Here is a 23,603-nt window from a genome sequence, read left to right as displayed (position 1 = left end):
GATTTCGTACATTATAGTAATAGAAAACGCGCCGGCCTCCATTTCACAAGGATGCCAGCGCTTTTTTATTCCTGTCGATCATCTGCTCGAAACGTTTATGAAACCATTCGATCTCCTGGCCATCCAGCTGTTGCATAGAGATGTTACCGCTCCAATCATGTAAAGTAGTTAAAATCATATTACGTACCTGAGTGACAGACAATTCCACATTCAGTAATTCATTCAAAGAAGCCATGACATCCGGATCGATATCCGGGTAGTCGAACCTCGTAATCTCTTCTCGTTTGGCGATTGTATAAAAGTCGCGCATGAGCCGCCCGCGCTCTGAACCGCTTCCTGTAATATCCAAATAAACCTGGACAGCGGAACCATTTTTTACCCTGCGTTGGGAAATGCCGGCAAACTTTTTTCCATCGATACTTAAATCATAGGTGCCAGGGCAATAAGACTGGGTAATTTCAAAAGCTTTAATCCGGTTCGTATAATCTCTGAACAGGTAGCGGACGAATTGCACCATGGCATCATATCCTTCATGGATATTGACTGTTTTTGAATCAGAGAAAATCAACGATACATTCAATACACCATCATCAAGAACGACGCCGAGTCCGCCAGAATTCCTTATTACTACCTGGTAACCCTGTGATTTCAAGTAGTTGACGCCCTCTGTGATATAGGGAAGTCTTGCATCAGGGATACCGAGTACCACGGTATTATGATGAACCCATAACCGTGCGGTAGTGGGAGAAGAGCCTTGACCGACAGACATAGATAATGCATCATCCATCGCAAAAGACTGAAGGGCTGAGAACTCCGGCCCCAGTGTGCTTTGATCGATGAACCTGTATGGTGTTGTTTTAAGTAAAGGATGTAAGTCAGGCATAGCGAAAATACTCCTTCCGTTCACATATAACCTCCCATAGTATAACAGAACAAGCCGCTTGCATGTATCCATAAAACTAGGTAAAATATTGTATTGGTTCGATGAGAAGTGGGGTGTGTAATGGCAAATGAGTTTCGCGTATGTAAACAATCGTCCTGTTTCTGCACCCGAAGAAGATCAACTGAAAAATCGAAGAAAAATTAAGCAAAGGGCGAAAGCGAGTTCAGAAGCAGCCCGGTCGATATATTTTAAAGCAAGTTATAGACACCTTGATTGTCAAGGTGTTTTTTTAAATAAGATTAACAGCTATAATAGATAAAAATGCCGATTGGAAGGATTAACCGTGGCTTATAAAGATGAAAAATTAAATGAAGAAAAGGTTTTTAAAGACCCCGTACACAGGTATGTACATATTAGGGATCGAGTGATATGGGATTTAGTCGGAGCACCGGAATTTCAACGTCTGCGCCGGGTTAAACAGCTCGGCACTTCTTATTTGACCTTCCACGGAGCGGAACACAGCCGATTCAACCATTCGCTTGGTGTATATGAAATCGTCCGCCGTATCCTTCACAATTTCGAAGACCGGCCGAATTGGGATCCGAATGAACGGTTGCTGTGCCTATGTGCCGCTTTATTGCACGACCTTGGGCATGGTCCGTTTTCTCACTCCTTCGAAAAAGTTTTCAAGCTCGACCATGAAGACTTCACCCAGGAGATTTTATTAGGGGATACGACGATCAATGCGATTCTTTCCAAAGTGGAAAATGGTTTCCCTGAAAAAGTCGCCGATGTCATCAATAAAACATACCCGAACAAATTAGTTGTCAGTTTGATTTCCAGCCAGATTGATGCCGATCGTATGGATTATTTGCAGCGGGATGCTTATTTTACAGGGGTAAGCTATGGTCATTTTGATATGGAACGTATTTTGCGTGTCATGCGTCCGATGGAAGACCAGGTTGTCATTAAGGAAAGCGGGATGCATGCTGTTGAGGATTATATCATGAGCCGCTATCAGATGTACTGGCAGGTTTATTTTCACCCGGTTACCCGGAGTGCGGAAGTGATTCTTTCTAAGATTCTCCACCGTGCCAAGGAACTCCATGAAACTGGTTATAAGTTCGCGTTGAAGCCGACACACTTTTTATCATTTTTCAAAGAAAAACCTAACTTGAAAGAATACTTAGCATTGGATGAAGCAGTAGCAATGTATTACTTCCAAATATGGATGAATGAAGAAGACCCGATTTTAAGTGATCTATGCGAACGGTTCGTCAATCGTCGTCTGTTCAAATACATTGAATTCAATCCGAATCTGCAGATGAATGAGTGGATGGAATTATATCGTTTATTCAATAAAGCTGGATTGAACCCGGATTATTACCTGGTTGTCGATTCCAGTTCTGACTTGCCGTATGACTTTTACCGGCCTGGAGAGGAAGAGGAGCGTCTCCCGATCCACTTATTGATGCCGAATCAGGAATTGAAAGAACTTTCACGTCAGTCTGACATTGTCGAATCGATTTCAGGGAAAAAAAGGACCGATCATAAACTGTATTTTCCGCTTGACCGTCTCGAAGAAATGTCCAACCGTAGTAAGACTAAGAAGCGGATCCTAGAAATTTTGTACGGATAGGGGATGAGCCGTATGTTAGAAAACCATGCAAAGCTTATGCATTTTTTTGCCAGCTCAGATGAAATCGTAGGGAGAAAGAAGCTGCAGAAAATAATTTATATCTTAAAAAAATGCGAGGTTCCTTTTGAAGAACGCTACCAGTTTCATTTTTATGGACCGTATTCTGAGGAACTGACGCTAAGAATCGAGGAACTATGCAACCTCGGGTTTATTAATGAAACAAAAGAAGAAAAAAAGAACTATTACCAGTACCGCTATCAACTCACAGATGCTGGAAATGAGTTTTTGAAGCACTACCAGGTCGAGTTGCCTGCAATGGGGGAGCGGATTACAAAAATGAAAGAAAAAAGCTCCCGTTTTCTGGAACTCGTTTCAACCATGCTGTACTTTGAACACTTATCCCGTGAAGAGGTAGAAGAGAAAGTACGGACAGTAAAAAGTAAACAGAATTATACGGTGGATGAGATAAACGAAGCCTGGGGCTTTATCGAAGAAATGCGTCGTACCCTTCATTAGATAGGGGCGCGGTTTTTTGTACTTTAGGAAAGTTTAACTTTGTTAAAGGGTTAAAGTATAAGAAAAAACTAAGACTTTCACCATAAGGACTTGGCGATAAGCCAAGTTTTTCTAATTTGAAATAAAGATAACGTTTGTTATAATGGACAAACATAGGATTCTTCCTATGCAAAAAAGGACTGCCCTCGCTACAGGACAGCCCTCTTGTATGATCAGGTGAGAAGTTATTTACCGATTGGAGCTGGAATTTCTACCGCCTTTTTTACCGATGTCTTCGTAGAATTCCTCTCCATGCTTCTCGCTTGTTTTTTCTCCGCCTTTTTTACCGATTTCCTGATAAAAATCTTTATCTTTATTTTGGCTGGTGGTTTCGCCACCTTTTTTACCAATTTCCTCAAAGTGATCCTGGCTGTACTTATTGCTGGTCTTTTCTCCGCCTTTTTGGCCAATCTCTTCGAAGTGTTCCTGACTATACTTATCGCTTACTTTTTCTCCGCCTTTTTGGCCGATTTCCTCAAAGTGATCCTGGCTGTACTTGTTACTGGTCTTCTCGCCGCCCTTTTGTCCAGCCTGTTCATAACTCATTTTACGATTGTTGTTCTTATTGTTGTTAGCCAATTGAAAAACCTCCTTAGATAATATAGTGATGTTCTCAATAATGGGGAGTACTAACCTTCAAAAATTCTATAGAGACTATTCACTCTTAAGAATTGTTGTTAGAGTTGGAATTTCTTCCACCTTTTTTGCCAATCTCTTCGAAGTGCTGTTTGCTGTACTTATCGCTTACTTTTTCTCCGCCTTTTTTACCGATTTCCTCAAAATGTTCCTGACTGTACTTGTTACTTACTTTCTCGCCACCCTTTTTACCTGCTTCTTCATAACTCATTTTACGGTTGTTGTTCTTATTGTTGTTAGCCAATTGAAAAACCTCCTTTTGAGTAGTTGTTGTTTAAGTTACCACGATATCACTTGACTAAAACCGTTTTACTTAAAATTTCCAATTTTGTAATTTGATTGTAATCAGGTGTTAGATGGATCATCATTTCTTTTTACGTCTTTATAGTTATCTTGCTTATATTTATGACTCACTGGATCTTCTTCTTGATCATCAGCTATATTAGAAAGCCTTTGCGGATCATATTTTTTCTCGGGCTTTCGATCTTTCCTCGGGCCTGCTTCGTCATAACCCATCTTTTTATTGTCTTTTGCCAAACAGATAACCTCCTTTTCTATAATATTGTTCTTTGCTGACATATTTTCAATTACCAACCTTTCTCAAATTTAAACCGTATATATAGATAATGATTCGTACGGTATAGGACAAAATAAATAGCAGCAGATATTGAACAGGTTTGCTTCTCATGATAAAGGGAATTATTAGTATAAAGAATAAATCTTATAGAGGTGGTAGCTTTGGCCTTGGTATTGAAAGAAGAGGAAAAAATGAATGAAGGTATTGGGTGTGAATCGGAATTCGATACATTAGAAAAGGTGGTTGTATGCTCGCCCGCTTATATGCGGATTGAAGAAGCCATCAACGAAACCCAAAAGAAATACATCGATGTAAATATAGATATCAACGAGGCTTGTAAGCAGCATCATGATTTTGTGAAGTTAATGAGGAACCATAATATTGAAGTAATTGAATTAGAACCTGAGGAGTCCTTTAATGAACAAGTGTTTACCAGGGACATTGGATTTTGCATCGGAGAAAAAGTGATTGTTTCCAATATGGGTAATGAAGTACGTGAAGGAGAAGAAAAATTGTTGCAAACGATATTGCAACAGGAAGGTGCCAATTGGGAAAAAATCTCCAATGGTACCATTGAAGGCGGAGATGTCATCGTAGATGGAGACCAGGTATGGGTCGGTCTGAGCGACCGGACCAATGAAAACGGTGTTGCAAATCTTCAGGAATTGCTTCCTGACCATCATGTGACTGCGGTGCCAATAAAAGAAGAATATTTACATCTTGATTGTGTATTCAATATTCTCTCCACGGAGTATGCTTTAGTATTTTCAGGTGCGCTTAGAAAAAAAGAATATGAAATGCTGAGCCGACAGTACACGCTGATTGAGGTAGATGAGGATGAACAGTTCACCATGGGAGTAAATGTCCTATCCATTGCTCCAGGTAAGGTCATCAGCCTGCCTCACAATAAAAAAGTGAATGAGAAGATACGGGAGAAAGGATTTGAAGTCGTAGAAGTTGATTTCTCGGAAATTATTAAGTCTGGCGGATCATTCCGCTGCTGTACCCTGCCATTGCGGCGCTCCACTTCATAATAAATAAAAGCCCGGGTGTCTTTCGCCCGGGCTTATCTGTGTTTTAATCGCTCACTCTTTTACCGCCGACAGCATAATGAGATTTGGCCATTTCTTCAATAACGATAGTTACTGCTTCTTTCCTGGCACCAGTAGTTCTAGTGACTGCATCAGTCACTACTTTGGCGAATGCTTGTTTCTGTTCATCCGTACGACCTTCCAGCATTTAAGTTAAGACTCAGTTTCGAGAGAAACTGTTTCCGTAACGGATGAGAATCTCTGCAGGTCCGTGAAATCACTCGCTTTCCATGGGAGTACGGTGAGCTTCCTCGGGCTAAAGCCCTGCGGGATCTCACCATGTACTTTAATCCCATAGGAGTCTCGCAATTTCCCGGACCTCCTTACGTTTATAACAGAAACGGAAACATCGATAGGCAGAATCATTCAAACATAGTAACAGCTCCAAAGAGCGCTTGCTTCCTGGATCATTGAGCCTTATCATTCAGTAAATGTGGAAGGTATCTTCTTACAAGGCAGGGTTCATTCATCAAAAAACGGATAGGGTGGCGGGGAAACGGTGAGACTCCCGTGGGAGAAGGATCTAGGCGAGACCCCGGAAGACGAAGTCTGAGGAGGCTTGCCAGCTCCCCCACAGGAAAGCGAATCGTTTCCCAAGCCGCCCTTACTCATGACTCGGCGACTGACCCAAATTTTCTTGAAATCAAGTCTTCGACTTTACGGTACGGGTTTTAGAAAGTCCCAATCGACAGACTGCAAAACTATTTCTTTATAATTTGTCGAAATTCCTGCTTTTTCTGCAAGTTTTACAAACTGAACAGAACGAAGCAGTATGTTAAAATGAAAAAACAAACCGATCGGAAATAGGAGGCTGCTTACCATGAAAGAATTTGACCAGTTCAAGAAAAACAAAGATCAAGACAAAAAGAAAAACCAATTTACGATATTAAAAGACGACTCTACTGATGGACACGGTGGTTATGGTGTCGGAGCGATTACATTGGAGAATATGTCACCTGTCATTGTCGATCCTAATGAAGAAGAGGCTTATGTTGATATGGGGGCAATGCATGCCCGCAGTGCTGTCGAAAAGCGGATCAAGTTTCTTACCGACAAGTCAGAGGTACCAAACGGTTTGTTGTATTGGATCACTTGGGTAACCATTGAACGTACAGAGAAAGGTCCTCTATATTATGGTGTAGCCAGCAGTGAAATCCGCGTAGACCGGGAAATCCGCCGGGGATATAAACTGCTTCCTGAGCACGTCAACCACATGGACAAATCATTGAAAGGAAAATTTGTCGTCGAGCACATGGATGATAAATCAAAAGAGATTCTTACTAAATTTTTGCGCGAACATAGTGAGGAAATGTGGGAGAATTCCTCTGATGAATTAAAGCAAGCGCTGAAGGTTTAAACATCATACAAATGTGTCTAAATTGTGAATGATGTGTGAAAATCTTGAGGTTTTTTTGTGAAATTTGTAAAATGTTTATCACATGGGTTATACATGTTTTACTAGGACAAAGAAAAAGGTCGGGGATTTTCCTCGACCTTTTTCTTTTGGAAGTTAAAATAACCAGTCCAGTAATTCTTTCCATCCACCTTTGTTTTTTTCTTCATCTAAATGATACTGATCCTTTTCATAGGTATGTTCTGTGCAAAATTCTTCAGGTTCTTTCCCTTGTTGAAAGTACATCAATCGTTGTGTATCACAATAGGGAGTTGCCCGCAGTCCTGTTGCGGGGTCGACATAAACGCCTATTACACCCTCGGGTGCCTTCATAGTCCTGAATTTCTTATCTTCATGAGCTTTTTCCATCACATCGGCCCATATGTTTTTGGCGTATTGAAATTCGCTCATTCTGGTGATTTCTTTTTGCTGATCATAACCAGTCCAAACACCAGCTACAAGCTCAGGACTGAATCCTATCATCCAGCTGTCTGTATTTGTTGATCCGGATTTTCCAGAGTAAGGGCGGCTAAGTTGATCAGCAATACTTGATCCGGTCACACGCATATATCCATTTAGTGATGAATCGAACATTCCTGTCATCATATGAGCGGTGATGAATGCCCGTACAGGATCAATCTTATTTTTTACATTTGGCGGCTCATATTCATAAAGGATGTTGCCGTGACTATCAGTGATTTTAGTGATGGCATGAGGAGTGTTATCCTCTTCTGGACGAGCCAGCTTACTGTACGCTTTAGTCATATCATATAGCGAAAGGGAAGCTGTGCCTAAGGCCAGGGAAGGTACAGCTGGAATATCCCCTGAAATTCCAAATTGCTTCAAGGTATTTTTTAAACGTTCCGGCCCCAGGTAGACGTTCGTTTTGACCGCATAAATATTATCGGACACCGCGAGGGCCTGGGCCATTGTAATCGGCTCGTTGGCATAATAGCCGTCGAAATTGCTTGGGGCGTAGGTTTCGCCATTTCCCAGCTGGAATTTAGTCGGTTTACTTACCAATTGTGTCGTCGGCGTAAAACCACTATCAAGGGCTTCATAATATAAAAAAGGTTTGATAGTGGAGCCTACCATCCGTTTTGCCTGAGTCGCCCGGTTGAATGGACTTGCTTCATAATCACGGCCGCCCACAAGTCCCCTGATTGCGCCGGAATCAGGTTCTAATATAATACCTGCTGCTTGAATTTTTGACTTTTCTTCAATATGACGTTCCATAGATTTTTCTAATGTTTCCTGGGTAGGAATATCAAGTGTCGTATAAATATGGTAGCCTCCAACTGTTAGCTGTTCCCGGTCGATATCAAGCCGGTTCATTGCTTCTATCGCCACAACATCCTGGAAGTAAGGAGCAATATCCGGGGCCTCAACTTCTGATGGTTCCTGATAATCCAGCACTTCGCGGGAGGCAAGTTCACTTTCCTCCGCATCGATATGCCCGGCCGCTTCCATACTGGCCAAAATGCGTGCCTGACGATTATTGGCGTTCTCTTCGTTATTGTAAGGAGAATAATAGCTTGGTCCTTTCGGGACGCCTGCAAGCATCGCTGCTTCAGCAAGTGTGAGCTCATCTGCATGTTTGTCAAAATAATATCGGCTGGCCGCTTCGATGCCATAAGCGCCATGACCATAATAAATCGTGTTCAAATACCCGGCTAATATTTCATCTTTCTTATAAAACATTTCGAGCCTTAGTGCATAGACTGCTTCTTTCGCTTTTCGTACCCATGTTTTTTCATGGGATAAGTAAAGGTTACGGGCATACTGTTGGGTAATCGTGCTTGCGCCTTCCACTTTGGAAAGGTTGCGGATATTTTTCAAGACAGCTGCCCCGATCCGCTTGATATCAAACCCGGAATGGTCATAAAAATGACGATCTTCTGAGGTAAGCGTTGCCTGGACGACATAAGGCGAAATGTCTTCCAAATCTACCCAATAGCGTCGTTTAGTGCCGAAGTCTTCTTCAATTACACTGCCATCCCGGCTGTAGTAGATGGTGTTTTGCTCTGTAGTCAACGACGGCGGGCCGCTGATCAATGCATAGAGAAGCACCATTATCATGACTGCCAACCCGACAGCGATTGTGCCTGTACCGAGCAAAAGAAGTGAACGTATCCATTTGTTACGGTGCTGGAACCATTTTTTCATGTTAAGCGCTCCCCGTTCTCCGACTTTTTCGAATGTTTTTTAACATTATGGGATAATGGGGGGGAAATTAAACATTGGCGCGATTCAGGGCACAAGGAAAAAAGTGTTGCTTTTTTTCTGGAATTCTCTATAATTTGATTGTTTACAGGGATAAATAGAAGGATACCTGTGTTATTAACGAAGGGAGTTATGATAGATGAGTACATGGTTTACAGAAAAGCAGACCGAGAATTTCGGTATAACAGCGAAGATTAAACGTTCGCTTCATACAGAGAAAACAGATTTTCAACAGCTGGACATGCTGGAAACGGAAGAGTGGGGGAACATGCTCGTTCTGGATGATATGGTCATGACGACTCAAAAAGATGAATTCGTCTACCATGAAATGGTGGCACACGTGCCGTTATTTACCCATCCTAATCCAAACAATGTGCTGGTAGTCGGCGGAGGGGACGGCGGGGTCATTCGTGAAGTATTGAAGCACCCTGAAGTAGAAAAAGCGACCCTGGTAGAAATCGATGGTAAAGTGATTGAGTATTCGAAGCATTATTTGCCTGACATCGCCGGCAAGCTGGAAGATCCTCGCGTGGAAGTGAAAGTAGCGGATGGGTTCATGCATATCGCTGAGAGTGAAAATGATTACGATGTCATTATGGTGGATTCCACCGAGCCAGTAGGGCCGGCGGTCAATTTGTTCAGCAAAGGATTTTATGAAGGTATAGCCAAGGCGTTGAAAAACGATGGGATTTTTGTTGCCCAGACGGACAACCCCTGGTTTAAAGCAGATTTAATTCGCCAGGTATACAGCGATGTAAAAGAAACCTTTCCGATTACCCGTGTCTACACCGCCAATATTCCTACTTACCCAAGCGGACTTTGGACCTTCACCATCGGGAGCAAACAGTATGATCCGCTGGAAGTTCAAGAAGAGCGATTCCATGACATGGAAACGAAATATTATACAAAAGAGCTGCATAAAGCAGCATTTGCGCTGCCGAAATTTGTAAAAGATTTGACAGAGTAAGGAGGGATAACATGCGCTTTGACGAAGCTTATTCCGGAAAAGTGTTTATTATGAGCAGGGAGGACGGGGAAGCAGCTGATGCGGTTATTTACGGGATGCCGATGGATTGGACGGTCAGCTTCCGCCCTGGTTCCCGCTTTGGTCCCAATCGCATCCGGGAGGCATCGATCGGTCTGGAGGAATACAGTCCGTATTTGGATAAACATATGGAAGAAGTCAATTACTTCGACGCCGGAGATATCCCGTTACCGTTCGGAAATCCCCAGCGGAGCATCGATATGATTGAAGAGTATATTGGGAAGCTGTTAGAAAAAGGGAAGTTTCCGTTAGGTCTGGGCGGTGAGCATCTTGTCACCTGGCCGGTACTTAAGGCAATGTATCGGAAGTATCCGGATCTTGCAGTCATCCATATTGATGCTCATGCTGACTTACGTGAAGAATATGAAGGTGAGCCATTATCTCACTCCACACCGATTAGAAAAACCTGTGAGCTGATCGGACCGGAAAACGTATATTCATTTGGTATCCGCTCAGGCATGCGTGAAGAATTCCAGTATGCCAGAGAAAGTGGAATGTACATGGCAAAATATGATGTGGCTGAACCGTTGAAGGAAATGCTGCCACGTCTGAAGGGTCGTCCAGTCTATGTGACGATCGATATCGATGTGCTCGACCCTGCATTTGCGCCGGGCACGGGCACAGCAGAAGCGGGCGGCATTTCGTCAAAAGAATTGTTAGAAGCGATTCATTTGATTGCAAATGCTGATATACAGCTGATCGGTGGCGATCTTGTAGAAGTAGCACCCGCTTATGATCCAACTGAACAAACTGCCATCGCAGCCAGTAAATTCGTCCGCGAAATGCTCCTCGGCTGGGTGAAATAAGAGTGAAAGCTGTTGCATCATCGTATGCGGCAGCTTTTTTACATAACCTCCCTTTACTGAAGGCTCAGTTTCAAGAAAGTTGGGTCCGTTACCATGATGGAATTGGGGGGACTGGGAAAACGACTCGCCTATCCCCTTCTCCCACGGGAGCCTCACCGTTTCCCTTCCCATTCAGCTATTTTTATACTGAACGGCCCCTTCAAAAGAAGAAAGAATGTAGCTGAAATCTTCATTTAGACGCCATTATAAAAGATATAGTGGGGCCAAAGTCTTGTTTCTTATTATCATTGCCGATATTCCATAAAGGTGATTTCAAAGTCTTTCTATGACAAGGGGCGTAGGGAAACGGTGAGACTCCTGTGGGAGCTGAGTGATAGATGAGGCCCCGCAAGGCGAAGCCTGAGGAGACTCAGCACACGCCCACGGAAAGCGAATCGTGTCCCGAAGCCCCTAAACTCCATTAATATCTCGAAATCAAGTCTTCGACTTTTCGGCCCTGTAATTCAATGTTATATCTGGAGGGCTTGCGCTTTTTCTGCTTAGTTTTTATAATGGATAGGTTAAGAGGAACGTAAGGAGAGATAGTATGAGTGCTGCACAGACACCGGTATCGATTCGCCTTGTGACGGAGATCAGGGACAGCGGTCGGAAAGAAGAAGTTGTCATGGAAGAACAGGGAGGGTTTTTCGAACGGGGAGAGACCCAAGTCCTCAAGTTCACCGAGCACCCCGATGAAGGCGATCCGATCGATACGATGATTACCATCCAGCCAGGGAAAGTCAGCATCAAACGCTCTGGAGCAGTCAGGATGCACCAGATTTTCCGAAAAAAGCAAACGACAGAAAACAATTACCATCATACGTATGGAGTTTTTCATATGAACACGTTTACGGATCAGATTGAACACCAATCCTTATCCCAGGGAGCAAAAGGGCGGCTATTCATCAGTTATCAGCTGACTCTTAATCAGGAAATCACTCAGCGTCATCGATTAACCTTGACTTATCATAAGGAGGAAACAACGCAATGAATATTGTGGAGCAGACGGAAGCGAAACTGAAACAGGAAATCCAGCAGGCTGTGTTAAAATCGGGTTTGGCAACCGAAGAAGAAATGCCCGAAGTCGTACTGGAACAACCGAAAGATAAAGCGCACGGGGATTATGCGACAAATATGGCGATGCAGCTGGCGAGGATTGCCAAAAAAGCCCCGCGTATGATTGCGGAGGATATCGTCGCTAATTTTGATAATACGAAAGCATCCATCGATAAAATTGAGATTGCCGGACCAGGATTCATCAATTTCTATATGGATAACCAGTATTTGACGGACCTGGTGGCGACGATTCTGGAAGCTGGGGAAACGTATGGCGAAAGCGAAACAGGAAAAGGTCAAAAAATTCAGGTTGAGTTCGTTTCAGCTAACCCGACAGGAACCCTTCACCTTGGTCATGCCCGTGGTGCTGCAGTCGGTGATTCTCTTTCCAATATTCTGGCGAAAGCTGGATATGACGTTTCCCGTGAGTATTATATCAATGATGCCGGAAATCAGATCAACAACCTGGCTAATTCCGTAGAAGCCCGCTATATGCAGGCGCTCGGTAAAGACTGGGAGATGCCGGAAGATGGTTATCACGGAAAGGATATCGTCGAACTGGGTAAAAAGTTAGCGGAAGACCATGGTTCAGAGTGGGCGGATAAACCGGAGCAGGAACGCCTCGCCTATTTCCGTGAATATGGATTGAAATTTGAACTGGATAAAATCAAAGTCGATCTGGAAGATTTCCGTGTACCTTTTGACGAATGGTTCTCAGAAACATCTTTGTATCAGGATGGGAAAATCGATAACGCGCTGAAAGTACTTGAAGACAAGGGGTTCACCTATGAGCAGGACGGTGCGACCTGGTTCAGGACGACCGAATTCGGTGATGACAAAGACCGTGTTTTGATTAAACAGGATGGAAGCTACACATACCTGACGCCGGATATCGCTTATCATAAAAACAAAATGGATCGCGGCTTTAACACGCTGATCAACATCTGGGGTGCTGATCACCATGGTTATATTCCGCGTATGCAAGCGGCTATCCAGGCGCTTGGCTATGCAAAAGATACGTTGGAAGTAGAGATCATTCAGATGGTCAACTTATTCCAGGATGGCGAGAAAGTGAAGATGAGTAAACGGACTGGAAAAGCAGTTACACTACGCGAATTGATGGATGAAGTAGGCATTGACGCAATGCGTTACTTCTTCTCGATGCGTTCTGCCGACTCACACCTGGACTTTGATATGGACCTTGCTCGTTCGGAGTCTAATGAGAACCCCGTTTATTATGTGCAGTATGCGCATGCCAGAATATGCTCGATGTTGCGTCAGGCAGAAGAAAAGGGTGTCAAGTTCGATCAGGATTTTGATGCGAGGCTGCTTGATTCTGAAAAAGAAGAAGACCTGCTTAAACGTCTGGGAGAATTCCCGCAAGTTGTTACAGATGCAGCAGAAAAACGTACACCACACCGTGTGACGCAATACGCTTTTGATCTGTCTTCCAACCTTCACAGCTTTTATAATGCTGAAAAAGTATTGGATCAGGAAAAACCGGAACGTACAAAAGCACGTGTCGGATTGATGAAAGCCGTCCGTACTACGCTTTCTAATGCGTTGAAGCTAATTGGAGTTTCCGCGCCGGAACGGATGTAAGCTTCACCATGCCTTTTCACTAAAAAAATGTAACAGTAAAAAAGATTTTCTCTTAAAGCTGGAGAAAATCTTTTTTTAATTTCTAGGATAGGCGTTATACTAAACATGATTGTCTGTACCGAAAGGAGATTCGTTATGAAAGAAGTCGTTTTTGCGTTATTGACAGGCTTTATCGTAGGCTTTCTATTTGCCTGGTTCAAGCTTCCGATTCCTGCGCCGCCAGCGTTTGCCGGAGTGGCTGGAATCATTGGCATCTATCTTGGTTTCAAAGTCTTTGCCTGGATTGGACCGGTACTTTCCAGCTTCATAAGGTGATATTATAAGATCGGGCGGATCAGCCGCGCGATTTTTATATTGATTTTCGTACCCAGGGAGCGTGAAGCAAGCCAATTGTCATTAAAGGGGATACCTTCAGCGAAATCCTGTAAGTAACGCTTCCTCATATCATCGATGAACTCTTTTTCATAAAAAAATATATTGATCTCTTTATTAAGGTAAAGACTCCTTAAATCAAGGTTGGAGGTCCCGAGGTCGCAGAAATCCTGGTCGATGATAAAAATTTTTGCATGATAGAAACCAGCATCGTAAAAGCGGACTTCTCCACCTGCACGGTAAAGCTCCTCGTAAAAAGGGATCCCCCCTTCTTTCACGAACGGGTGGTCGGATTTCAACGGACAGAGCAGTTTAACAGTGACGCCTCTCTGGATTGCCTGCTTCAAGGCGTCCATCATGCGTCTCGGAGGAATGAAATAAGGGCTGCCAAGTAAAATTTCCTGCTTCGCCGCAGAGAATTTTTTTACTAACACTTCCTCTAATTCCCCGTATTCGGTCGGGAGAACCTTCAACACATGCTGCCCCTTTTCATGGGTTTCTGCAGGGAACAGTTTCTCCTTCGTATTCAAGAACCAATCATCTAAAAATACAGCATGCAGCTGTGCCACGACTTCACCTGTCATCCGCAGATGATAATCGCGCCAATCTCCCATTTCGGCATCTTTCCCTGCATACTCATCTGCGACGTTGTAACCGCCAACATATCCAATTTTTCCATCAATTACAACAATCTTCCGGTGGTTTCGACGGTTCAATTTATAAATAAAAAAAGGAAATTGGGGTTTTGCGGCGAATTGAAACTGTATACCTGAATTTTCTAATTGCTGTCGCAGCGGTTTGTTAATCCGGAATCCTCCAAGACGATCGACCATCAGGCGTACAACTACACCTTCCTGAGCTTTTTGCTGCAGCAGATTATAGAAACGCTGACTCGTTTCATCCTGTTTGATAATAAAAAACAGAACATCGATGTGTGTTTCGGCATTTTTAATATCGGTAAATAATGCCTCAAACAGACGATTTCCACTTTGGAACACGCGATAACTTCCGGTAGTTTCTGTAAAAGTCAACTTCCTCAGGTTCTTTTTATGGTTCTGTTTTCCCGATACGAAATCTACTAAAATCAACAAAACAAAGATAATAAGGACGGCTGAAACCCATAGTAGAACAGTCATTTTTTTCCTCCTCTGCAGACACCATCCTCCATAGTTTCCCCTAAAACATCCAAAATTTGTACATAAAAGCAAAGAAAATATGTTGACTGAATGTTCATTCATATTTTATAGTTAAGCTATAAGATTCTGAATTTTCACGGCTCGTTTCCAAAAATTCGAGAGACAGCAGAGTGAGAGAGATTGATACTAACGAGGGGGTAGACGGATGAGCACGCTGTTATTATTGAATTGGATATTATTTTTAGGCGTTACTATTTACGGTTTATATTTGTTCGTGCGTGTCGTCATGACGAGAATCGCTTATATCAAGCTTGGAAAAAAATTCGAGTTTGATGGGGAAATCAAAGAAAGATTGAAGAATATCTGGATTTACGTTTTTGGTCAGAAGAAATTATTAAAGGATAAAAAATCAGGAATCATTCACGTAATGATGTTTTATGGTTTCATCCTGGTACAATTCGGTGCTATCGATTTTATTTGGAAAGGGCTGGCACCAGATAGCCATCTGCCGCTCGGGCCTTTTTATCCAGGATTTACGTTCTTCCAGGAACTGGTCACTTTAATGATTCTGGTCGCTGTCGTATGGGCATTCCATCGACGTTACGTGGAGAAGCTCGTTCGCTTGAAGCGGGGCTTTAAAGCAGGGCTTGTCCTGATATTTATTGGAGCATTGATGTTAAGTGTATTGATCGGTAATGGAATGGGATTAATCTGGCACGGTCATGAAGGTGCCTGGACAGAACCTGTTGCGACCCTGATTGCAAACGCTTTCGGGTGGTTGAGCCCGACCGCTGCCGCTACTGTGTTTTTCATCATGTGGTGGATCCATCTGTTAGTACTATTAAGTTTCCTTGTCTATGTACCGCAGTCCAAGCACGCCCATTTACTTGCGGCACCGGTCAATGTGTTCCTGACCCGCCGTTCCGCACCCGGGAAGCTTTCCAAGATCGACTTTGACGTCGATGAAGAGACTGCTGAAGAGGACGTTTCCTTTGGTGTCGGAAAAATTGAAGACTTCAGTCAGCTGCAGATGATCGACTTTTACGCCTGTGTTGAATGTGGCCGTTGTACTAATGTCTGTCCTGCAACAGGTACAGGAAAGATGCTGTCACCGATGGACCTGATCATCAAGCTGCGTGATCAATTGACGGAAAAAGGTGCTGCTGTCACCGGTAAATCCCCATGGGTGCCGGCCTATGCTTTTTCCAACACAGAGGGAAACCAGCTTGCGAAAATGGCCCAGGCACAGGGCAGCGACGAAGCAGCTGCTTCTGTGGAAGCAGCGCAGAATCATAACTTGATTGGCGATGTCATCACAGAAGAAGAACTATGGGCCTGTACGACTTGTCGAAACTGCGAAGACCAGTGCCCGGTTATGAACGAACACGTGGATAAAATCATCGACCTTCGCCGTTACCTTGTGTTGACCGAAGGGAAAATGGACCCGGATGCACAGCGTGCGATGACGAACATCGAACGCCAGGGCAACCCTTGGGGCCTGTCGAAGAAAGAGCGGGAAGACTGGCGTGATCAGGAGCCGGATGTCCGCATTCCGACAGTAAAGGAATTGAAGAAAGAAGGCGAAGAGTTTGAGTATCTGTTCTGGGTCAGCTCCATGGGGGCATACGATAACCGCAGTCAGAAAATCGCACTTGCTTTTGCCAAGCTGATGAATGAAGCAGGGATCAAATTCGCTACGCTCGGCAACAAAGAACGTAACTCCGGGGACACCGCCCGTCGGATGGGAAATGAATTCCTATACCAGGAGCTTGTCGAGAAGAACATCAAAGAATTCGAGAAGAATGACGTCAAGAAGATCATCACGATTGATCCGCATGCCTATAATACGTTCAAAAATGAATACCCGGATTTCGGTTTTGAAGCAGAGGTCTACCACCATACCGAGATGCTGGCTGAATGGCTGAAAGATGGCAGGCTGAAGCCGGTTAATGAGGTCAATGAGACAATCACCTACCACGATAGCTGTTACTTGGGCCGTTACAACGAAGTGTACCAGCCGCCGCGTGAAGTACTGGAAATGATTCCAGGCGTGAAATTGGTTGAAATGAAGCGTAACCGTGAAAATGGTATGTGCTGTGGAGCAGGCGGAGGTATGATGTGGATGGAAGAAAAAGCGGGTAACCGAGTCAACGTTGCCCGGACCGAGCAGGCATTGGAAACCAGTCCGACCATGATTTCCAGCGGCTGTCCGTATTGTCTGACGATGCTTTCCGACGGTACGAAGGCGAAAGAAGTGGAGGAATCTGTGGGGACCATGGATATTGCAGAAATCCTGGCTAAATCGATTTTTGAAGAAAAACAGGAAAAATCAGCATAATATTTTGAATTTTTGTGGAAAGTGTACAGAAAGTTTTGTACACTTTCCTTATGAGGCTATATTGAGCGAGCGTTCAATCGCACTGGGGAATCGTTTTTGCAAGAGAGGCTATAGCAGGAGTTACTGCCTGTTTCATCTCTCTTTTTATACCATAGTTTTTGAAAGCGTTATCACATAAAGGGAGGAATTTTATTATGAGAAAAACGGTGATTGTTTCAGGAGCAAGAACGCCATTTGCTAAATTCGGAGGGGCGCTTAGCACATTGACTGCATCCCAGCTTGGCGGGAAAGCAATCAAGGCTGCGTTAGACCGTGCCAATGTTCAAGGGGAAGACATCAATGAAGTCATTATGGGGACTGTTTTACAAGGTGGCCAGGGACAGATTCCTTCACGTCAGGCAGCACGGGAAGCAGGAATTCCATGGGAAGTGAAAACAGAGACGATCAATAAAGTATGTGCTTCCGGTATGCGTAGTGTCACGATGGCTGACCAGTTCATCCGTCTTGGAGACGAAGACGTCATTGTTGCAGGTGGTATGGAAAGTATGAGCAATGCGCCATACTTCATGCCAAAAGCACGCTGGGGCTTGCGCATGGGCGATGCCGCGGTTAAGGATTTAATGGTTCATGATGGTCTTACTTGTTCATTTGACGGTGTTCACATGGGCAACTATGGAAACAATGTCGCTGATGAATATGAATTAAGCCGCGAAGCGCAGGATGGTTGGGCTTATCGCAGTCACCAGCGGGCAATCAAAGCGATGGAAGACGGGAAGCTGGCAGAAGAAATAATTCCTGTGGATGTACCACAACGAAAAGGTGATCCAGTCGTCGTGGAAAATGATGAAGCACCACGGAAAGATACTTCGAAAGAATCGCTTGCCAGGCTGCGTCCGGTATTCGGATCAAACGGAACGATTACAGCAGGAAACGCGCCTGGGGTGAATGATGGTGCCTGCGCAATGCTATTAATGTCTGATGATAAAGCGAAAGAAATGGGAGCAGAGACACTTGCCACCATACTTGCCCACGATGAAGTGGCTGTCGAAGCAAAAGACTTTCCAAAAACGCCAGGAATTGTCATCAATTCCCTGTTGAAAAAGGCAGGAAAGTCATTGGATGAAATCGACCTGTTCGAAGTGAACGAAGCATTTGCTGCTGTATCACTGGCAAGCGGTAAAATCGCCGGTCTGGACGAAGAAAAAGTCAACGTTAACGGCGGTGCCGTAGCTTTGGGTCATCCGATCGGTGCAAGCGGAGCACGTATTATTCTGACACTTGTATATGAATTGAAGCGCCGGGGCGGCGGTCTTGGTATCGCGGCTATCTGCAGTGGCGGCGGTCAGGGAGATGCAGTTCTGATTGAAGTACCTAAGCAATAAACGATGTTGAACACGTAATAGTGGGAGGAGTTTTTCTATGTCAATTAAACAAGTGATGGTAGTGGGAGCCGGGCAGATGGGTGCGGGGATTGCGCAGGTATGCGCCCAGTACGGTTTTTCGGTAAAGTTGAATGACATTGCGGAAGAAGCATTGGAAAAAGGGAAGGCAGGCATTGAAAAACGGCTGGCCCGTTCGGTGGAAAAAAATCGTCTTTCAGAAGAAGAACAGCAAAAGACAATCGAAAATCTGTCTTATACAACCGATCTCAATGAGGCTTCAAGGTGCGACCTGATCATTGAAGCTATAGTAGAAAATATGGACATCAAAACGAAGCTGTTCAAAAAGCTTGATGAGATTGCCCCAAAGCATGCCATTCTTGCATCCAATACGTCATCGCTCCCAATTACTGAAATTGCTGCCGTGACGAATCGTCCATCTCAGGTAATCGGAATGCATTTCATGAACCCGGTTCCTGTGATGAAACTGGTTGAAATCATTCGTGGTTTACAAACAAGCGATGAAACCTATCAATCTATCAAAGACATGACTGAAAAAATCTGCAAATCACCAGTAGAAGTCAACGATTTCCCGGGATTCGTATCAAATCGTGTCCTCATGCCGATGATCAATGAAGCAATCTACACTGTGTATGAAGGAGTTGCTACTCCGCAAGACGTCGATACGGTCATGAAACTTGGCATGAACCATCCGATGGGACCATTGACTCTGGCTGACTTTATCGGGCTCGATACATGCCTGTATATCATGGAAGTGCTGTACGATGGCTTCGGCGACAGCAAATACCGTCCATGTCCATTACTTCGTAAGTATGTCAAAGCCGGCTGGCTTGGCAAAAAGTCGGGACGCGGCTTCTATTCGTATGAAAATTGATTCTCAGGGGAGAGAACAACAATGAATCTTCAGTTTACAGATGAACAGGAAATGATGCGGAAAATGGTGCGCGATTTCGCTCAGAAAGAAGTAGCTCCAGCAATAGAGAGAATGGAGAAAGAAGACCGCTTTCCGCGGGAGATCGTCACCAAAATGGGAGAATTGGGATTGATGGGGATTCCAATTCCCGAAAAATACGGCGGTTCTGAAATGGATTATACATCCTATATAATTGCTATCCATGAATTATCGAAAGTAAGTGCGACACTAGGAGTCATCCTGTCGGTGCACACATCAGTCGGCACACTGCCGATTTTGAATTTCGGAACCGAGGAACAGAAACAGAAATATATTCCGAAACTAGCCTCCGGTGAGTATCTTGGAGCCTTTGCCCTTACAGAACCAAGTGCCGGGTCGGATGCAGGAAGTTTGAAAACACGGGCTGTCAAGCAGGGTAACAGCTATATCCTGAACGGTTCGAAAGTGTTCATCACGAATGGGGGAGAAGCGGACACTTATATCGTTTTTGCCCGTACCAACATGGACGAAACTGGCTACCAGGGGGTCAGCACTTTCATCGTCGAAAAAGATACGCCAGGCCTTATTATCGGTAAGAAAGAAAAGAAAATGGGGCTTCATGGATCCAGCACGGTCCAATTGACGTTCGACAACTGTGAAGTTTCCTCAGAGCAGATGCTCGGGAACGAAGGGGAAGGGTTCAGGATCGCGATGTCCAATCTCAACTCCGGAAGAATCGGAATTGCAGCCCAGTCGTTAGGGATTGCCGAAGCTGCGATGGAGCATGCGGTTGCTTACGCGAAAGAACGGGAGCAATTCGGCAAACCGATTGCAAAGCAGCAGGGGCTTGCTTTTAAGCTTGCCGATATGGCAACAGAAGTAGAGGCAGCAAAACTATTGACCTATCATGCAGCTTCTTTGAAGGAAGCGGGTGCTCCTTGTAACAAAGAAGTTTCGATGGCGAAAATGTATGCATCAAAAACAGCGGTGAAAAACGCGATTGAAGCTGTTCAGGTGTACGGCGGCTATGGCTACACGGAAGATTATCCAGTTGAGCGATTTTTCCGTGATGCCAAGGTCTGTGAAATCTATGAAGGCACGAATGAAATTCAGCATATCGTAATCAGCAAACATTTGTTGAAGGACTAATATTTCAGGGAGGATACCGACATGAACTTTCAATTGACCGAAGAACAAGAAATGCTACGTAAAATGGTGCGTGATTTTGCAAAGAATGAAGTAGAGCCGACGGCGGCTGAACGGGATGAAGAGGAACGTTTTGACCGGGAGATTTTTGATAAGATGGCGGAACTCGGATTGACCGGTATCCCATGGCCGGAGGAGTACAACGGTATCGGATCAGACTTTGTCAGCTATGTCATTGCAGTAGAGGAACTCTCACGTGTCTGCGCTTCCACTGGTGTGACCTTATCCGCACACATATCCCTCGCCAGCTGGCCGATTTATAAATTCGGTAATGAAGAACAGAAGAAGACCTTCCTTGCTCAGCTTGCTTCCGGGGAAAAGCTTGGAGCATATGCTCTTTCCGAGCCGGGTGCAGGAAGTGACGTAGCTTCCATGCGTACTCAGGCGAAACTTGACGGCGATCATTATGTACTGAATGGCAGCAAAGTCTGGATCACCAACGGTGGCGTCGCGGACATCTATATTGTATTTGCCAAAACGGACCCGGATGCAGGCAGTCGTGGTATCAGTGCCTTCATTGTAGAAAAGGGCACACCAGGATTCACATTCGGTAAAAAAGAAAAGAAACTGGGCATTCGTTCTTCTCCTACCACAGAATTGATTTTCGAAGATTGCAAGGTTCCGAAAGAAAACCTGCTGGGAGAAGAGGGGAAAGGATTCAAGATTGCGATGATGACATTGGACGGCGGTCGTAATGGTATCGCAGCACAGGCTGTCGGGATTGCCCAGGGCGCACTTGATGCTTCCGTAGCCTATGCGAAAGAGCGGGAACAGTTCGGCAAGCCGATTGCGCAGAACCAGGGAGTCTCTTTCAAGCTTGCTGACATGGCGACTGATGTAGAAGCGGCTCGTCTATTGACCTACCAGGCAGCTTATCTTGAGTCAGAAGGTAAGCCATACGCCAAAGCGTCTGCCATGGCAAAGTTATACGCAGGCGATGCAGCGATGCGCCACACTGTCGAGGCTGTCCAGGTTTACGGCGGATATGGATATACGAAAGACTATCCAGTCGAGCGCTACATGCGGGATGCCAAAATCACTCAAATCTATGAAGGTACCAACGAAATCCAGCGTCTTGTCATCGGACGTATGCTGACGAAAGAATAGGAGAAAGGAAGCTATTATGCACCCATTAGCTGAACGGATCCAACAACAGGATATGCGGGCTCTTGCGAGAGCCATCACACTTGTAGAGAACGACGCGCCGGAAAAACTGGATATGCTGAGTGACATTTTCTCATTGAAAAAGAACGCTCACTATATCGGTATAACCGGTTCGCCCGGAGCCGGAAAGAGCTCACTCGTCAATCGGCTGCTTTCCCATCTGCGTGAACAGGACCTGACGGTAGCGGTCATCGCGGTAGACCCGACCAGTCCGTTCAGCGGCGGGGCCCTGCTAGGGGACCGTGTCCGCATGAACCAGCATTTTACCGATCCTGGTATTTTTATCCGCAGTATGGCGACGCGGGGAAGTCTTGGCGGCCTTGCGCGGGCGACGAAGGATACAATCCGTGTCTGTGATGCTTACGGTTTTGATGTGATTCTCGTAGAAACGGTCGGAGTCGGGCAGTCCGAGCTGGATATTATGAAAGTTGCCGATACGACGGGTCTTGTGCTTACTCCGAACAGTGGTGATGTCTTACAGATATTCAAGGCAGGAATTATGGAAATCGCTGACCTTTTCATAATCAATAAAGCGGATTTACCAGGTGTACAGCGGCTGAAAACGACACTGGAAGAATACATGATGATCGCCAATCCGAAAGGCTGGGTACCTCCGATTGTCCAGACGATTTCCACCCGAAATGAAGGGGTCGATCAATTATGGCAGGAAATCAGTCGTCATCATAACTACTTATATGAAACAGAAAAAGGGGAAGAGCAGCGACAGCAACAGTTGAAACTGGAAGTCTATGATTTGATCCGGGAAGAAATCTGGCGGGACGTCGAGCAGACGATAGAAAATGACCATCAAAAACAGCAGGCTTTTCAGGACACTGGTTCCGACCCTTACCAATTGGCTAAGGAATGGTTCCAGGAATGGAAAGTGAAAGGAGGGAATAGCCATGGCTGATCAACAGGTACCCTCATCGATCAAAGATCAGAGTCTCGTAGAGAAGAGACGCAACCAGATGATCAAGGGTGCCGTTTCTCTTTTTATCGAAAAAGGGTTCCATAAAACGACGACGAGGGAAATTGCCAAGGCCTCAGGCTTCAGCATCGGCACTCTCTATGAATATATCCGTACCAAGGAGGATGTGCTGTTTCTTGTCTGTGATTCCATTTATGAGCGGGTGAAGGACAGAATGGAGCAGGTGATCGATACCGAAAAGAAAACGATCGACAGCCTCATTCATGCGGTCACTTCCTATTTTCAACTGATGGATGATATGCAGGATGAGGTCGTTGTCATGTATCAGGAAGTCAAGTCCCTGCCCCGTGACTCTCAGGAATATGTATTGCAAAAAGAGAAAGATATGCTGGAGATGTTGACCCGGGTGATTCGGAACAGTATTTCCACCCCAATGGCAGATCAGGATATTTCTCTGATTGCAAATAACATATTCATCCAGGGGCAAATGTGGGGATTCCGGCGCTGGATGCTGCAAAAAGAATTCACATTGGAAAGTTACACAAAGCGTCAGGTTCACCTTTTATTAGAAGGTCTTAATATAAATAATTTACAGGATCAACATACTTCATAACTGAAGGAG

General features: G+C 44.7%; 23 protein-coding genes. 16 read left to right on the top strand and 7 right to left on the bottom strand.

All coding sequences use genetic code 11. The features are described 5' to 3' along the window. Positions 1–43: 43 nt before the first annotated feature. Positions 44–883 (bottom strand): lipoate--protein ligase family protein, encoded by an 840-nt coding sequence (locus P855_RS0114005; RefSeq protein ID WP_028784157.1) that lies wholly within the window; start codon positions 881–883, stop codon positions 44–46. 343 nt (positions 884–1,226) lie between these two features. On the opposite strand from P855_RS0114005, the gene P855_RS0114000 reads away from it, so the two are divergent. Both P855_RS0114000 and P855_RS0113995 read left to right on the top strand, forming a co-directional pair. Further along, positions 1,227–2,522, top strand: a complete 1,296-nt coding sequence (locus P855_RS0114000) for an HD domain-containing protein (protein ID WP_028784156.1) — start codon at positions 1,227–1,229, stop codon at positions 2,520–2,522. A gap of 12 nt (positions 2,523–2,534) precedes the next feature. Further along, a complete protein-coding gene (locus P855_RS0113995) occupies positions 2,535–3,038 on the top strand; it encodes a YwgA family protein (protein ID WP_028784155.1) in 504 nt (167 codons plus the stop codon). 228 nt (positions 3,039–3,266) lie between these two features. On the opposite strand, the gene P855_RS0113990 is transcribed toward P855_RS0113995, so the two are convergent. From P855_RS0113990 to P855_RS0113980, 3 genes are all read right to left on the bottom strand, one after another. Further along, a complete protein-coding gene (locus P855_RS0113990) occupies positions 3,267–3,656 on the bottom strand; it encodes a KGG domain-containing protein (RefSeq protein ID WP_028784154.1) in 390 nt (129 codons plus the stop codon). A gap of 85 nt (positions 3,657–3,741) precedes the next feature. Then, on the bottom strand, positions 3,742–3,957 hold the full coding sequence (locus P855_RS0113985) for a hypothetical protein (RefSeq protein ID WP_028784153.1): 216 nt from the start codon (positions 3,955–3,957) through the stop codon (positions 3,742–3,744). A gap of 101 nt (positions 3,958–4,058) precedes the next feature. After that, positions 4,059–4,250: a hypothetical protein gene (locus P855_RS0113980; RefSeq protein ID WP_028784152.1), complete on the bottom strand. Its 192-nt coding sequence runs from the start codon at positions 4,248–4,250 to the stop codon at positions 4,059–4,061. A 201-nt stretch (positions 4,251–4,451) separates the two neighbouring features. On the opposite strand from P855_RS0113980, the gene P855_RS0113975 reads away from it, so the two are divergent. Continuing rightward, the gene (locus P855_RS0113975) at positions 4,452–5,324 is read left to right on the top strand and encodes a dimethylarginine dimethylaminohydrolase family protein (protein WP_419177271.1); all 873 of its coding nucleotides are present in this window, start codon (positions 4,452–4,454) and stop codon (positions 5,322–5,324) included. A 43-nt stretch (positions 5,325–5,367) separates the two neighbouring features. On the opposite strand, the gene P855_RS0113970 is transcribed toward P855_RS0113975, so the two are convergent. After that, complete coding sequence (locus P855_RS0113970; protein ID WP_028784150.1) at positions 5,368–5,529, bottom strand: 2-hydroxymuconate tautomerase; 162 nt, start codon at positions 5,527–5,529, stop codon at positions 5,368–5,370. A 672-nt stretch (positions 5,530–6,201) separates the two neighbouring features. Between P855_RS0113970 and P855_RS0113960 the strand changes: the two genes are divergently transcribed. Beyond that, positions 6,202–6,738, top strand: coding sequence for a YwhD family protein (locus P855_RS0113960; RefSeq protein WP_028784149.1), 537 nt, complete (start codon positions 6,202–6,204; stop codon positions 6,736–6,738). Between the two features lie 153 nt (positions 6,739–6,891). On the opposite strand, the gene P855_RS0113955 is transcribed toward P855_RS0113960, so the two are convergent. Beyond that, the gene (locus P855_RS0113955) at positions 6,892–8,940 is read right to left on the bottom strand and encodes a transglycosylase domain-containing protein (RefSeq protein ID WP_028784148.1); all 2,049 of its coding nucleotides are present in this window, start codon (positions 8,938–8,940) and stop codon (positions 6,892–6,894) included. A gap of 196 nt (positions 8,941–9,136) precedes the next feature. Between P855_RS0113955 and speE the strand changes: the two genes are divergently transcribed. The 5 genes from speE (at position 9,137) to P855_RS0113930 (ending at position 13,860) form a co-directional block, all read left to right on the top strand. Next, positions 9,137–9,964, top strand: coding sequence for a polyamine aminopropyltransferase (gene speE / locus P855_RS0113950; protein WP_028784147.1), 828 nt, complete (start codon positions 9,137–9,139; stop codon positions 9,962–9,964). A gap of 11 nt (positions 9,965–9,975) precedes the next feature. Next, positions 9,976–10,848 (top strand): agmatinase, encoded by an 873-nt coding sequence (speB, locus tag P855_RS0113945; RefSeq protein WP_028784146.1) that lies wholly within the window; start codon positions 9,976–9,978, stop codon positions 10,846–10,848. Positions 10,849–11,434: 586 nt separating this feature from the next. After that, positions 11,435–11,878, top strand: coding sequence for a DUF1934 domain-containing protein (locus P855_RS0113940; protein WP_028784145.1), 444 nt, complete (start codon positions 11,435–11,437; stop codon positions 11,876–11,878). Beyond that, positions 11,875–13,545: an arginine--tRNA ligase gene (gene argS / locus P855_RS0113935; RefSeq protein ID WP_028784144.1), complete on the top strand. Its 1,671-nt coding sequence runs from the start codon at positions 11,875–11,877 to the stop codon at positions 13,543–13,545. The genes P855_RS0113940 and argS overlap by 4 nt, the downstream gene beginning before the upstream one ends. Positions 13,546–13,680: 135 nt before the next feature. Beyond that, the gene (locus tag P855_RS0113930) at positions 13,681–13,860 is read left to right on the top strand and encodes a XapX domain-containing protein (RefSeq protein WP_028784143.1); all 180 of its coding nucleotides are present in this window, start codon (positions 13,681–13,683) and stop codon (positions 13,858–13,860) included. 2 nt (positions 13,861–13,862) lie between these two features. On the opposite strand, the gene cls is transcribed toward P855_RS0113930, so the two are convergent. After that, the gene (gene cls, locus P855_RS21045; protein WP_037986080.1) at positions 13,863–15,053 is read right to left on the bottom strand and encodes a cardiolipin synthase; all 1,191 of its coding nucleotides are present in this window, start codon (positions 15,051–15,053) and stop codon (positions 13,863–13,865) included. Positions 15,054–15,258: 205 nt separating this feature from the next. Here cls and P855_RS0113920 point away from each other — a divergent pair, with 205 nt between their 5' ends. The 7 genes from P855_RS0113920 to P855_RS0113890 all read left to right on the top strand — a co-directional run bounded on the left by P855_RS0113920 (position 15,259) and on the right by P855_RS0113890 (position 23,594). Continuing rightward, the gene (locus P855_RS0113920) at positions 15,259–17,391 is read left to right on the top strand and encodes a heterodisulfide reductase-related iron-sulfur binding cluster (RefSeq protein WP_028784142.1); all 2,133 of its coding nucleotides are present in this window, start codon (positions 15,259–15,261) and stop codon (positions 17,389–17,391) included. Between the two features lie 194 nt (positions 17,392–17,585). After that, complete coding sequence (locus P855_RS0113915; RefSeq protein WP_028784141.1) at positions 17,586–18,773, top strand: acetyl-CoA C-acetyltransferase; 1,188 nt, start codon at positions 17,586–17,588, stop codon at positions 18,771–18,773. A gap of 37 nt (positions 18,774–18,810) precedes the next feature. Continuing rightward, entirely contained in the window at positions 18,811–19,665 is an 855-nt protein-coding gene (locus P855_RS0113910; RefSeq protein ID WP_028784140.1) for a 3-hydroxybutyryl-CoA dehydrogenase, read from the top strand. A gap of 21 nt (positions 19,666–19,686) precedes the next feature. Next, positions 19,687–20,832, top strand: coding sequence for an acyl-CoA dehydrogenase (locus P855_RS0113905; protein ID WP_028784139.1), 1,146 nt, complete (start codon positions 19,687–19,689; stop codon positions 20,830–20,832). A 21-nt stretch (positions 20,833–20,853) separates the two neighbouring features. Next, on the top strand, positions 20,854–21,996 hold the full coding sequence (locus P855_RS0113900; RefSeq protein ID WP_028784138.1) for an acyl-CoA dehydrogenase: 1,143 nt from the start codon (positions 20,854–20,856) through the stop codon (positions 21,994–21,996). A 16-nt stretch (positions 21,997–22,012) separates the two neighbouring features. Continuing rightward, a complete protein-coding gene (gene meaB / locus P855_RS0113895) occupies positions 22,013–22,963 on the top strand; it encodes a methylmalonyl Co-A mutase-associated GTPase MeaB (protein WP_028784137.1) in 951 nt (316 codons plus the stop codon). Beyond that, positions 22,956–23,594 (top strand): TetR/AcrR family transcriptional regulator, encoded by a 639-nt coding sequence (locus P855_RS0113890; protein WP_028784136.1) that lies wholly within the window; start codon positions 22,956–22,958, stop codon positions 23,592–23,594. Before meaB ends, P855_RS0113890 begins: the two co-directional genes overlap by 8 nt. Positions 23,595–23,603: the final 9 nt, after the last annotated feature.

It is taken from the genome of Thalassobacillus devorans MSP14 (genome assembly GCF_000496835.1).
GTDB lineage: Bacteria > Bacillota > Bacilli > Bacillales > Halobacillaceae > Thalassobacillus > Thalassobacillus devorans_B.
Note: the sequence above shows the minus strand (reverse complement) of the source record. Positions and strands in the feature narration are given on the sequence as shown.